This is a genomic window from Thalassospira permensis NBRC 106175 (assembly GCF_000714555.1).
GTDB lineage: Bacteria > Pseudomonadota > Alphaproteobacteria > Rhodospirillales > Thalassospiraceae > Thalassospira > Thalassospira xiamenensis.
This window is the reverse complement of the sequence record NZ_AUNC01000056.1, coordinates 89,961-102,813: the sequence shown is the minus strand read 5'-3', so window position 1 is coordinate 102,813 and position 12,853 is coordinate 89,961. Positions and strand designations below refer to the sequence as shown.

Annotated in this window: 13 protein-coding genes; 7 read left to right on the top strand and 6 right to left on the bottom strand. The window is 55.8% G+C overall.

The window, feature by feature from the left end:
* Window positions 1–34: 34 nt before the first annotated feature.
* Both SMB34_RS18185 and choX read right to left on the bottom strand, forming a co-directional pair.
* Window positions 35–1,438 (bottom strand): FAD-linked oxidase C-terminal domain-containing protein, encoded by a 1,404-nt coding sequence (locus tag SMB34_RS18185; RefSeq protein WP_037992205.1) that lies wholly within the window; start codon window positions 1,436–1,438, stop codon window positions 35–37.
* Between the two features lie 197 nt (window positions 1,439–1,635).
* Complete coding sequence (gene choX, locus SMB34_RS18180) at window positions 1,636–2,592, bottom strand: choline ABC transporter substrate-binding protein (RefSeq protein ID WP_240478870.1); 957 nt, start codon at window positions 2,590–2,592, stop codon at window positions 1,636–1,638.
* 244 nt (window positions 2,593–2,836) lie between these two features.
* Here choX and SMB34_RS18175 point away from each other — a divergent pair, with 244 nt between their 5' ends.
* Complete coding sequence (locus tag SMB34_RS18175; RefSeq protein ID WP_037992202.1) at window positions 2,837–3,736, top strand: LysR substrate-binding domain-containing protein; 900 nt, start codon at window positions 2,837–2,839, stop codon at window positions 3,734–3,736.
* Here the strand turns inward: SMB34_RS18175 and SMB34_RS18170 are convergent.
* Window positions 3,733–4,440 (bottom strand): TIGR00266 family protein, encoded by a 708-nt coding sequence (locus SMB34_RS18170; protein WP_037992200.1) that lies wholly within the window; start codon window positions 4,438–4,440, stop codon window positions 3,733–3,735. The two genes, SMB34_RS18175 and SMB34_RS18170, sit on opposite strands and share 4 nt — an antisense overlap.
* Before the next feature lie 185 nt (window positions 4,441–4,625).
* On the opposite strand from SMB34_RS18170, the gene SMB34_RS20790 reads away from it, so the two are divergent.
* From SMB34_RS20790 to SMB34_RS18150, 4 genes are all read left to right on the top strand, one after another.
* Window positions 4,626–6,047, top strand: coding sequence for a branched-chain amino acid ABC transporter permease (locus SMB34_RS20790; protein ID WP_156962712.1), 1,422 nt, complete (start codon window positions 4,626–4,628; stop codon window positions 6,045–6,047).
* A 91-nt stretch (window positions 6,048–6,138) separates the two neighbouring features.
* Entirely contained in the window at window positions 6,139–7,137 is a 999-nt protein-coding gene (locus SMB34_RS18160; RefSeq protein ID WP_037992199.1) for a sensor domain-containing diguanylate cyclase, read from the top strand.
* Between the two features lie 233 nt (window positions 7,138–7,370).
* The gene (locus SMB34_RS18155) at window positions 7,371–7,847 is read left to right on the top strand and encodes a GNAT family N-acetyltransferase (protein WP_037992198.1); all 477 of its coding nucleotides are present in this window, start codon (window positions 7,371–7,373) and stop codon (window positions 7,845–7,847) included.
* A 304-nt stretch (window positions 7,848–8,151) separates the two neighbouring features.
* Window positions 8,152–8,520 (top strand): DUF4870 family protein, encoded by a 369-nt coding sequence (locus SMB34_RS18150; RefSeq protein WP_037992274.1) that lies wholly within the window; start codon window positions 8,152–8,154, stop codon window positions 8,518–8,520.
* Window positions 8,521–8,585: 65 nt separating this feature from the next.
* Here the strand turns inward: SMB34_RS18150 and SMB34_RS18145 are convergent, their stop codons facing one another.
* Window positions 8,586–8,969 carry a hypothetical protein gene (locus SMB34_RS18145; protein ID WP_037992196.1) on the bottom strand — a complete coding sequence of 128 codons (384 nt, stop codon included), beginning with the start codon at window positions 8,967–8,969 and terminating at the stop codon, window positions 8,586–8,588.
* Window positions 8,970–9,302: 333 nt separating this feature from the next.
* On the opposite strand from SMB34_RS18145, the gene SMB34_RS18140 reads away from it, so the two are divergent.
* Both SMB34_RS18140 and SMB34_RS18135 read left to right on the top strand, forming a co-directional pair.
* Window positions 9,303–9,827: a hypothetical protein gene (locus SMB34_RS18140; protein ID WP_037992195.1), complete on the top strand. Its 525-nt coding sequence runs from the start codon at window positions 9,303–9,305 to the stop codon at window positions 9,825–9,827.
* 40 nt (window positions 9,828–9,867) lie between these two features.
* Window positions 9,868–10,779: a hypothetical protein gene (locus SMB34_RS18135; protein WP_037992194.1), complete on the top strand. Its 912-nt coding sequence runs from the start codon at window positions 9,868–9,870 to the stop codon at window positions 10,777–10,779.
* Here the strand turns inward: SMB34_RS18135 and SMB34_RS18130 are convergent.
* Complete coding sequence (locus tag SMB34_RS18130; protein WP_037992192.1) at window positions 10,770–11,123, bottom strand: VOC family protein; 354 nt, start codon at window positions 11,121–11,123, stop codon at window positions 10,770–10,772. The two genes, SMB34_RS18135 and SMB34_RS18130, sit on opposite strands and share 10 nt — an antisense overlap.
* 33 nt (window positions 11,124–11,156) lie before the next feature.
* Window positions 11,157–12,836 (bottom strand): FMN-binding glutamate synthase family protein, encoded by a 1,680-nt coding sequence (locus SMB34_RS18125; RefSeq protein ID WP_007089709.1) that lies wholly within the window; start codon window positions 12,834–12,836, stop codon window positions 11,157–11,159.
* Window positions 12,837–12,853: the final 17 nt, after the last annotated feature.

The following is a 12,853-nucleotide window of genomic DNA, read 5'->3' as shown; positions in this document are numbered from 1 at the left end:
TTTTGCATGTATCTGACAGATTGACCGGACGACCTCAAAGCCCCGGAATAAGCTTGCCCGGATTCATCAATCCTTTGGGGTCAATGGCGCCTTTGATGGCGCGCATCAGGGCAATCGTATCCGGGCCATGTTCGGCTTCCATGAAATCAAGTTTGCCATAACCGATGCCATGTTCGCCGGTACATGTCCCGCCCAGTTTAAGCGCACGTTCCACCATGCGATCATGCAGGCGTTTGGCTTCGGCCATCTGTGCCGGATCTTCGGGGTCCAGCAGGATCAGGGTATGGAAATTGCCATCGCCGACATGGCCGACAATCGTGCAGGTCAGCGGGCTGGCATCGCAATCTGCCCGCGTTTCGCGGATTGCCTCGGCCAGTTTTGAAATCGGCACGCAAACATCGGTCGGCATCCCGGCCTTGCCCGGTTCAAGCTGAAGCGACGCATAATAGGCCTTGTGGCGTGCGGCCCAAAGCTTGTTGCGGTCTTCCTGACGGGTGGCCCACTGGAATTCCTCCGCCCCGAATTCCTCGGCCACCGACTGCACAAACTCCGCCTGTTCCTTCACACCGGCTTCGGTGCCATGGAATTCGAAAAACAGGGTCGGCGCTTCCTTGTGATCGGTCTTGGAATAATTGTTGATCGCCCGGATTTGCATCTCGTCCAGAAACTCGATGCGCGCCACCGGAATACCGGCCTGAATGGTCAGGATCACGGTATCGACCGCTGCATCAACGCTTGGGAAGGCGCAAACGGCTGCCGACATCGCTTCGGGGATGCCATACAGCTTCAAGGCGATTTCGGTAATCACGCCAAGTGTCCCTTCGGACCCGACAAACAGGCGCGTCAGGTCATAACCCGCCGATGATTTGCGCGCCCGGTTGGCGGTCTTGATGATCTTGCCATCCGGTGTCACCACCGTCAGGTTCAGGACATTATCGCGCATGGTGCCATAGCGCACCGCATTGGTGCCCGATGCGCGGGTTGCCGTCATGCCGCCGATGGAGGCATTCGCCCCCGGATCAATCGGGAAAAACAGACCGGTATCGCGCAGATGATCGTTAAGCTGTTCGCGCGTCACCCCGGCCTGAACCCGGCAATCAAGATCCTCGTTATTGACCTCAAGGATCGCATCCATCCGCGAAAGATCGATGCAAATCCCGCCGCGAAGGGCCGCGACATGCCCCTCAAGCGACGATCCGGTGCCAAACGGCACGATCGGAACTTCATACTGCGCGCAAAGGCTGACAACCTTCGCGACTTCTTCGGTCGAGGTGGCAAACACCACCGCATCGGGTGGGGACGCCGCGTGCCAGCTTTCATCCTTGCCATGCTGTTCCAGAACAGCAGCAGCAGTCGACAGGCGATCCCCCAGCAAATCGCGCAAGCTCGCGATCAGGCTTTCGGGGGTTTCAATGCGGTCATATTGACGATGGGACATGACGTTCCTCTTGGTCTTTGGTGGCAGCCTGCCGCTATCACGCGGTATCAAACGGGGCGCATGCCCGGCAGGTCAAAATCTGGCCCCAGCCTAATCCGATACATTCAAAATTGGTATTACCTTTTGCCGCGAAATGCAAAAAACCGCCCGTAACGTCACGGGCGGTTTTGCAAATCCGGTCACGATATCCGCCTGTCTCAGACGCCAAGTGCTTCCTTGACCGCGGCCAGTCCGTCACCGCCATCCTTGGTGGTCACCCCCTCAAGCCACGCATCAAGAACCGACGGATCTTCTTTCAGAAGCTTGGTCGCGGCATCATTGGGTGCCATGCCGTCATTGATGATCAGCCCCATCATGGTGTTTTCCATATCAAGGGTGAAGCTGACATTATCAAGCAACTTGCCGACATTCGGGCAGGCCTTGGCAAAGTCGCCACGCACCAGCGTATAGACATCCGCCCCGCCGTAATTCGGGCCGAAATACTCATCCCCGCCTTCAAGATAGGTCAGATCAAACTGGTTGTTCATCGGATGCGGTGCCCATGCCAGGAACACGATCCAGTCCTTGCCGCGCTCAAGGCGCTTGGCCTGTGCCAGCATCGCCTGTTCGCTGCTTTCGACAAGTTCCCAGCCCTCAAGACCGAAATCACCGGAATCGATCATTTTCTGGATCAGCTGATTGGCCGGTGCGCCCGGCTCGATCCCGTAAATCTTGTGATCGAATTCATCGCCATGCTTGCCCAGATCGGCAAAGCTTTTGATGCCTTCGGCGGCAACATATTCCGGCACGGCAAGCGTGAATTTCGCCCCCTTCAGGTTCACACCCAGATTTTCAATGCCGCCCTTTTCATTGGCCGCATCGACAAATTTCTGCTGGGCGGGCATCCAGTTGCCCTGAAACACGTCCACTTCCCCGGCACCAAGCATTTCAAAGGTCACCGGCACGGAAATGGTTTCAACCTTCTGCTCGTAACCAAGTGCTTCAAGAACCACACCGGTCAAGGCATTGGTCGATGTGATATCGGTCCATTGCGGATCGGAAAACACCACCGTATCGCATTCTTGCGCATGGGCCGCGCCCGTCATGGCAATGCCGCCCAGAATAATGGCCGTTGCCCCCGCCGCCATCATTCCCCGTCGTCCCGCAAAACTCATGAAATTCTCCTGACTATTATAATTGGTTTTCGATCCGCGCCACCGCGCAGTTGATCCACCCGCACCTGGTCCACCGGCACTTGCTCCAAACGCCGGATCACACAGCAAGTTCCGCGATCTGCCCTTGGCATTCACAGAAATGATAGGTATCGCCGTCATGGATGGATATCGCCAATTCTTGCCTATCGGAATTCCTGTGTGAAGGCCGCTTGCATCGATCATTGGTATCAATATAATTCATATCATGAAATTCCATCACATCCCCTCGCCGCATGCCCTGATCGCGTTCGAAGCCGCCGCCCGCTGCGCAAGCTTCACCGCGGCCGCGCGCGAACTGGGTGTGGGCCAACCCGCCGTAAGCCATCAGATCACCGCCCTTGAAGAACAACTTGGTCATCCGCTGTTTCGCCGCAAACATCGCGGCGTGTCGCTGACCCGTGCCGGGCAGGAACTGTTTGACTGCATTTCGGTCGCATTCGGGCAGATCGACCGCACGGTGGAACGCATCAAGACAAGGCGCTCGGCCCGGCTCAGTGTCGGCACCGATTTTGCCTTTGCCTCCTTTATCCTGATGCCGCATCTGCCGGAATTCATCGCCCGCCACCCCGATATCGAGGTCAATGTCGTCACCAACCAGACCGGGCGTTTTACCGCCGACCAGAATATCGATATCGAAATCTCGTTTGATCATCACCGCCCCGAAGACGTGATGCTGATCCCCGAACAGGTCACACCGGTGTGCAGCCCCACCTTGCTTGAGGCCCGCGGCCATCCGAAAAACATCGCCGATCTGCGCCATTATCCGCTGATCCATCTCGATGATGAAATCGACCATCGCTGGTTTAACTGGGAAAGCTGGCTGCGCACCGCCGGGGTCCGGGAAACCGGCCCGCTTTATGGCCACCGGTTCAATACCTATCTGCTCGTCCTCTCGGCCACCCTGTCGGGGCAGGGGGTGGCGCTCGGCTGGACCGCCCTGTTGCAGCAGCACCTTAAAACCGGGCAGCTTGTCACCCTTGGCGATGTCACGCTGGGCTCGGACCGGGGATATGTCCTGTCCTGCCGGTCAAACACCCACCGGCAGGAACAGATCAATGCGTTTCTACGCTGGATGCGCGAACTGGTTGCGCAAACCGCCGCCTAACCTTTGTTGCGATCCTTCGGCAGGGCTGCGGCAATCCGGTCGGCCAGCCTTGCAAACGGCAATGTCTGCAACCAGACCACCCCCGGCCCTTCAAGGGTCGTGACAAAAAGCCCCTCCCCGCCGAAAAGCGCATTGGTAAAACCGCCAATGAATTTGATCGAATAATCAATCGATGGCGTCATCGCCACCAATGCCCCGGTATCAACGCGCAATGTCTGGCCTGCCTGCAAATCCTTGCGAATGATCGTCCCGCCCGCATGAACAAATGCCAGCCCGTCACCGCGCAGCCGCTGAAGGATAAAACCCTCGCCGCCGAAAAGACCGGCACCAAGTTTCTTGGAAAAGGCGATATCGATATCAATGCCCGACGCCGCACACAAAAACGCGTCCTTCTGGCAAATGATCTCGCCGCCCAGTTCCGGCAAATTCATCGGCACCACCTTGCCCGGATAGGGGGCAGCAAAGGCGACATGCCCCTTGCCCGACCCTTCATGCACGAAACTGGTGATAAAGAACCCCTCGCCGGTCAGCATCCGCTTGAAGCCGGAAAAAATCCCGCCGCCCGTACCGGTCTGCATGGCAATGCCGTCCGACATATACATCATCGCCCCGGCTTCGGCGCGCACCCCCTCGCCAGGATCAAGTTCGATCTCGACCAGTTGCATTTCCTCGCCATGGATTTTGTAATCGATCACGTCTGCCATTCGGGCGTCTCCATCTTCGGGCTTTGGTTAAATCTTCGTCATTGATCAAGTTCAGCATGACCGCCCCCTGATCGCAACCAAAAGGGGCAAAATTTCGTCCCCTGCCATCACATCAACACCAAGCACTTGTAAAAACAGCCAAATCGCACGAGGATAAGGTGATCAAGGGCAAGCTGGAGCAACCGGTGAACACCAGATCAGGCTCAAGGCATCTTCACCGCGTCTTCTGGCTGCTGCCATGGCTGGCCGCACTCCTGTCTTCCTGCGCCCCGCGCGATCCCTATCAGTTCAATATCTGCCGCCTCGCCCTGCCGGGGATCGAGGATGAAGACAGACAGATCCGCCTTGTCACCCGGTTTGACGAAACCTCTGACGGCAATGCGATCACGCTGCGCTATCAGTTGCTCGCCCCCGGTGAAATCCCGCTGCCCTCCACCGAAACGCACACCATCACCTGCCATTTCGAAGACGCCACCAAACCCAATACCCCCACCAACCTTTATGCGATTGAAACAACCCGCCTTGGCCCGGTGTCCGATGCGCATATGGTGTTGCTGAAACGATTCTGGATTGAACGGGTCGGGCACAGCGCCCTTGAAAACTACATCGATCCTGAAAGCCACGGCCTGCGCGCCGATGTGCCCGATATCGGCCTGCCTGCGGCCTATGCCACCCAATTGGTGCTAAGCGGCCTTGCACGCGGCGCGATCTATGGCCTGCTGGCCCTGTCCTTTACCCTGATCTATGGCCTGATCGGGCGGATCAATCTTGCCTTTGGCGAGGTGGTGATGACCGCCGCCCTTGGCACCATCATCACAAGCCTGTGGATTTCAGGCATGGTCGGCTGGCTGATCCCGGTGATGGTGGTCGGATCGGTCGTGATGGCGGCCTTTATCGGATCGGGGTTAAGTCACCTGACATGGCGCAATGTGTTCGGGCCCCTTGGCCGAAAGGCAGCAGGCGGGCGGGCGATGATTGTCGCATCACTTGGCTGTGTGCTGGTCATTCAGGAATTTATCCGGATTGTCATATCAGCACGCAATTTCAATCTGCCGCCGATCTGGCAGTTTTCCGTGCCCCTTCTGCGCGGTGATCATTTCGTCGTCCGCCTGCACGGGTTCGATATGCTCGCCATTGGCGGGGCGGTTCTGGTCGCGGGCGTTCTGGTCTGGATCATGGGCAAAACCGCCTTTGGCCGGAACTGGCGCGCCATAAGCCAGGATCGTCTGGGGGCCGCCCTTTGCGGGGTGTCGCTTTCGCGGACCGAATCCCAATCCTTTGTTCTGGCGGGATTTTTATGTGGTCTGACCGGTGCAATGCTGGCCCTTCGTTATGGTGTCATTAATTTTCACAGTGGTACGCTTTTCGGGTTCAAGGCACTGACTGCCGCCATCCTCGGGGGAATTGGCCGGATGCGCGGTGCGTGGCTGGGCGGGTTATTGATCGGTTTGACCGAAACATTATGGTCGGGATATTTCGGCGGGGCCTATCGCGATGTGGCGGTTTTCGGGCTTCTGGCGGCGATCCTCGTGCTGCGCCCTCAGGGGATTTTGGGGATAAATGACAGACATGACAGCTTGTTCTCCGCACGAAACGGACAAATATAAAAGGAACGGACCCCTGAAACGTCTGGTCACGTCGCTTGGGGCGCAAAGACCGGAACCGTCAGGGAAATGGAGGGACCGGGGGCGTCAGGATATGGTGCAGTTCAAGACCCGCGACTGGCTTGCCGATGATGATGCCATCGCGCCGTCACTTGAAAAGTGGCAGCGCGCGGTCGATCTCATGACCGAACTTCTCGGTGCCAGTGCCGGTTTCATTGTCGAATATAATGACCGGCTGGGTTACCGCGCCGCGATCACCAGCACCAATGACGCCAATCCCTATGCCGGATGCGACAGCACCGTCACCGGCCTTGACACCAACATCTTCTGCCGACAGGTCATCGCGCAGGGCGGCAGTTTTTACGAACCCGATGCGCGCGGCAAATCCGAATGGGCCGATAACCCGGAACTGACCAAGGACGGCTTCTGTTCCTATTTCGGGGTGCCGGTCACATGGTCGAACGGCACGATATTTGGCACGATCTGCGTGTTTGACTGCAAACCCACCCAATATTCCGACACGCTGCAAAAACTGATCGAAACCATCCGCGACCTGATCGAAGCCGACCTTCGGCTCTATGAACAGTTCCAGATCATGCGCAGCATCTCGCTATCTGATCCGTTGACCGGACTTAACAACCGCGCCGGGTTTGAAATGCTGGCCCAGCAGAAAATCCGCATCGCCAAACGCTATCACCATCATATCGGCCTGATCTTTATCGATCTCGATGACATGAAACACTGGAACGATGATTATGGCCATGCCGCGGGGGATGCCGCACTCAAGGCCGTGGGCGCGGCCATCACCGCCTCCATACGCGAGGTCGATATCTGCGGGCGGATCGGCGGCGATGAATTTGCCATTCTGGGCTATGTGCGCAATCGCGGCGATCTGACCACCATCATTACCCGCATCCGCAATGTGCTGCAAACGACCAGAATTTCGGTACCGGGATCAAAAAAACCGATCCACGAAACCCCGAAAATAAGTGCCGGGGCCTCGGTCTTTTTCGAACCGGTCAAGGAAAGCCTCGAAGAAATGATGGATATGGCCGACCGCGAAATGTATCGCGACAAAAACCGCAAAAAATAAATCGTCTTTTTACAGTCCCTTGTGTGCCACATCACTGCACGCGACCTCAAAAAATGCGACTTTCACCCAAAGTTCAACCTGTGCTGTGGTGACATTCAAACACACCTTTGGTATGAGCCTCCCACGAAAGTCAGGATCAGACTCAAAACGTGACAACAGCCCGAAAACCCGCATGTTCCGGGCACCGACTATCGCCTGAAAAGACGCAACAATAAAAAGACAACGAGCCACGAATGCAGATCCGCAAAGGCACGGCCAACGACCTCCCCTTCATCCGCGACCTTACCAAACGCGCTACCGATTCAACCTATTTCATCGAAGGCATGGGCGATGCCGCGACCGCAACGGTTGCCCGCTATGTCGATATGTCGACCGGTGTGTTTGAAAACGCGCTTTCAAGCGACAATCACGGCGTCATCGTCGCAACCCAGGGCGACAACCTGCTGGGCTATGTCATTGTCATACATGACAATCCCGAAATCGACTGGATCATGGTCGACCCGGCGGCACATGGGATGGGCGCGGGCAAGGCATTGATGATCGCAGCCCTTGATGCGCTGGCCGAACGCAAACCGCATGCGACCGTCAGACTCTCCGTCGTCGCGCACAACGAACGCGCCAAGGCGTTCTACCGCAAATTCGGCTTCCTCGTCACCGGCCCGATCCCGGGGCGCGATATCCCGACCGTGGAAATGCAGCGGGCGGCTTAAGCCAGAGATCAGCTAACCCGCCCTATCACATCACGCGCGGAACATTACGACGAATCTGCAGAACCGCGTCGCAATAGAAAAATCAGAACCCAACCGGATTATTAACCGGATAAAATTGCACGCAGGTTTGAACAAAGAGAGGGGCTTTACTCAAGAATGAATACACCTCTTTTTTTTCACTTAAAAAATGTCTCTAAATTTCTTTAGCAATCTAAAATATAAGTTTGTGATTTCGAATACACTTATAATATATTTTCCGACTTATCAGCCTGTTAGTACCAAAACCAATCAACGGAAAAATATTATGACGGACGCAAACAGTGTAAGCATCGAAACCAATAACGATGAAGGTTTCACAGGCAACATCCGCCTGATCTACATTTTATATCTTGTCGGTATCATCATGCCGCTCGTAGGGCTCGTAGGTGTGATTTTTGCCTATGTCAAAAAGGGCGATGCACCGGAATGGGCCAAAACCCATTATCAGTTTCTCATTCGAACTTTCTGGATCTACATGCTGTTCCTCGTGATTGGATCCATCACGTCGATGATCATCATTGGCTGGTTTATCCTTATTGCCGCGTTGGTTTGGTTCATCATCCGCATGGTTAAAGGACTATCGTCCTTGAGCACGGGAACATCGCACCCCTCACCGACCAGCTGGATGTTCTAGTTATAGCCAACTTCAAAAGCCCGCAGGTCGTCACCGGTGGGCTTTTTTGAACTTCAAGCAAAAACTTACCAGCTCTTTGCTTCTTCATAGGCTTCCGGGTAGACAAAAAGAAAGGCATTCACGACATTCTCAAGTCGCGTTTCTTCCTTGAAATTGACGTTTCTGGCTTCGCAACCGTATTTCTCAACACTCACCATGTCGATATCTCTCTTCCAGTCATTTTTCACATACTGGTTTACAAGAAACTGCGTCGCTTTGCGTTTGACGACCTTGGCATTTTCTGCTGACAAATCGGCACGTTCCTGCAATGTCAGATCGTCGAAATTTTCATAACATTTGAAATCGAACGACACGGACGCCAACGAATGTGGACGTCCGGTTTCACCCTGCCAGAAAACGTTTACCGGCGTTGACGTAACCTCGGCAATCGGACCTGCGGTTAAGTCCAAGTCAGGCGCGCTCTGTCGGGCACATGCCGAAACCAGAACAGACAGACAAACAATCGCTGCCACACGAAACAATAAAACTCGACTTTGCACCATTTCACCAAAACTCTGCACGTAGTGAAAACATCTTCCGCTTCGGCAAACTGCGTCAGACGGAACATGTCGATCCCTACCCTCAATGATTGATGATCCCAGTGACAGTGATCACTTTGCGGTGAATTTTCTTTTGATGTAAAACACGCCCGCAACGAGAACGTTGAGCCTCGTTCTCTGTTTTCACACTCTGGCCCTGCCATCGTCTGGGAAAAAGCAGATATTTTTCACGGATACGCAGTCATGCCGAACCTGACGACCTCATTCCAGACAATCGTTGGCAACTATAAAAGCTCTGCGACGAAATTGTTCACTTCAGACATGCAGAAGCGTGTCGATAGCAACCTTGCCAGCCTGTCGACACAGATGACGGAACTCGACAATGCATCCGCAGCCACCCACGGCAAAGCATTGCCTTCCCCCCAACAGGCAGCAAAAACGCTGGCACAGGCCACCTCGGCGGTTGAACTGTCTCTTAACGCGCTGGAACAGCTTTTTTCAAGCCTCCGACGCGAAAGGCAGACTTTCATAAACAACAAGGCCCTTGTCGAACAAAAGGCCCTTTTTGCAACCGACAAAGTCCAGTCCGAACTCGATCAGAAACTTTTGGCGTCGATGCTAAACCTCACGAACTCGATATTGTTTGCAAATGGCCAGAACTACCTTCCGCCACCCAAAACAATCATCCGATCGAAGGAAGACCTTCTGGCCGTGGACACCAGCAGTTTCGAGGCGTGGCTCGCGGGTTTTGCCGCGCAGTTCCGTTGACCAAGGGCACAATACCCATCTATTTCCCCGGGAGATCGCAATGCCATATGTTGAGCGAACAGACGTCGTCATTTCCGACACCGAAGTCCTGATCAAGGCAATCGCAAAATGGCAACGCGATAATAACACCAATGGCTTTGGTCTGACGGGTAACAATCCCGGCACCGATTTACTTAATATCCTGAAGGATATGATTGCTGACCTGCCTGCAACGGTTCAGGCTGGATACAATCTCAGGTTCCCTGACATGACGACCGGGCCAAAGGTTCTGTCGCTGATCAAGGCCACCTTCTATGCCTATGCCCGGCATGTGCATAGCGGCGGCCCGAACATCGACATCGCAACCAACGAAGTCGATATCACCGATCCCGGTTATGGCCTGTCATGCACTGATTTCGTCAAATATGTGTTTCTGATGCTCCGGCTGCTTCTGGTCAGCAGCGCACTTAGCCTCGAAGGCGCAATTGCCATTGCCGTCGCCTTCCTGACATGGCACGCCACCGCAGTCGGCGAACAGGACAACCATTCCGAACTGTATGTAAACATCGCCGGAATGGCGACGCAGTTTGTTCTCTGGATCGCGGGCTGGTTCGCACATGGTTCCTTGCGGGTTGAATGGCAAAAAACCCAAACCATCGCCGACAAGGCAAGCTTCATCGCAAGTCAGGTCGGCACGGTTGCCGCCGCGGCCTCAATGGGTGCACTGGCCTATTTCGGCACAGAGGCGGACGCATCTGACGAAATCGGCATCATGCTCTTTGTCCTGATTGGTGTTGTTCTGCTTCAAAACAACAAACCTGCAATCTTGCAGATCGGCAAAGGCATCGATGTGCTGATCCACATCATCTTTGCCCTGCTCAGCCTCGTTGGATGGTTCCTAGGAGGCGGAGTGGCTTTTGCTCGATATCTACCAAGAAGGCCAGTAGGTGTACCAATGCCTATTCAACCATGACACAGAATATTCAAAAGCCTGCCCGCCGGGTCGCGAACATAAAACCGTTTCACACCCCAAGGCTCGACCGCCGGGCCGTATTCGATGCCGATCCCGGCTTCCTTCACGCGCGCCAGCATATCCTCAAGGTCATCGACCTCTATCGAAAGATCGGGCACCGGGGTGCCGGAACCGCCTTCGGTCGCGAAGCTGACCTGCGGCATGACATTCTGGCTTTCGGCGGCAAAGGTCGCGATCCAGCCGTGATCCATCACGCAATCAAGGCCAAGGACATCCTCGTAAAACGCCCTGACCTTTGCGATATCATCGACGGCAAAGTTCGAAACGATGCGTTTGACGGCCATGGGATGCCTCCTGCCTTAATGCCTCCTACTGTGCTACTGTGCTGCCCGCTCCCCTGCGATATTCGCATGGCGTTTGAACGGCCCGAACGGGATTTCCTTGGGCGCAAAGGTTTCCGCCGATGCCCGGTCCCAGCGCGAATACCAGTCATGCAGCCCCTCGATCTCCGGCCCGCCGGACACAAGGAACCCTTCGGGCAGGTAGGGATAGGCTTCGTTGCCATCCAGAAACTCGTTGTCCTTCTGGCGCACCATGAAGTGATAGGGCATGAAATTGCGCGGATCGGTCAGGCCCGCCGCCCCGGTAATTTCGGCCAGCGCATGCATGGTATTGTGATGGAACCGCGCCACCCGGTCGCTTTTGTCACCCACATTCAACGCCCGCTGGCGCAGCGGGTCCTGGGTTGCAATGCCGACCGGGCAATGGTTGGTATGGCATGACTGCGCCTGAATACAGCCCAGCGCAAACATATACCCCCGCGCCGCATTGCACCAATCGGCCCCCAGCGCCAATGTCTGCGCGATATCAAACGCCGAAACGATCTTGCCCGCCGCCCCGATCTTGATCTGATCACGCACCCCCGCCCCCCGAAGGGCATTATGAACAAATGTCAGCCCTTCGCGCATCGGCATGCCGACCCGGTTGGCAAATTCAACCGGAGCTGCCCCCGTACCGCCTTCCTTGCCATCGACCACGATGAAATCGGGCAGAATACCGGTTTTCAGCATCGCCTTGACGATGCACATGAATTCGCGCCGATGCCCGATGCACAGCTTGAAGCCGACCGGCTTGCCGCCCGAAAGATCGCGCAGCTTGGCGATGAATTCCATCAGGCCGACGGGGGTGGAAAACGTGCTGTGCGCGGCCGGCGATATGCAATCGATCCCCATCGGGATGCCGCGTGCCTCGGATATTTCCGGGGTGATCTTGGCGGCGGGCAACATGCCGCCGTGGCCTGGCTTGGCCCCCTGGCTCAGCTTCACCTCGATCATCTTGACCTGCGGGTCGGATGCGGTCTCGGCAAAGCGTTCCTCGGAAAAAGTGCCATCATCATTGCGGCATCCGAAATAACCCGACGCCACCTGATAAATCAGATCCCCGCCACCTTCGCGGTGATAGCGGCTGATGCTGCCCTCGCCGGTATCATGGGCAAAGCCGCCCTTTTTCGCCCCCTTGTTCAGGGCCAGAATGGCATTGCCCGATAACGAGCCGAAACTCATCGCCGAAATGTTATAAAGGCTGGCGTCATAGGGCTGCTTGCAGGCCGCCCCGCCCACCCGCACGCGAAAATCGATATCGGTGATGCTGGTCGGCGTGACCGAATGGGTCAGCCACGCATAGCCGGAACCATACACATCCTCAATCGTACCAAACGGGCGCTTGTCCTCGACCCCCTTGGCACGCTGATAGACAAGCCCGCGCGACTGGCGGCTGAACGGCACCTCATCCTGATCGCTTTCGATCATATATTGCCGGATTTCCGGGCGGAAACTTTCAAGGATAAACCGGATATGCCCGCTGACCGGATAGTTGCGCAGGATCGAATGCCGGGTCTGGCGCAAATCAAACCAGCCAACCACCATCAACGCGCCAAAGATCACCACCGGCACCCAGAACCAGACATCGACCACGGCGGCACAGATCAACGAGGCAAAAGTCAAAAGCGTCACACCGGCCAGAACCGCATAACGCTGATTCAAAATCAGAAACTTCACAGTGATCTATCCCATCC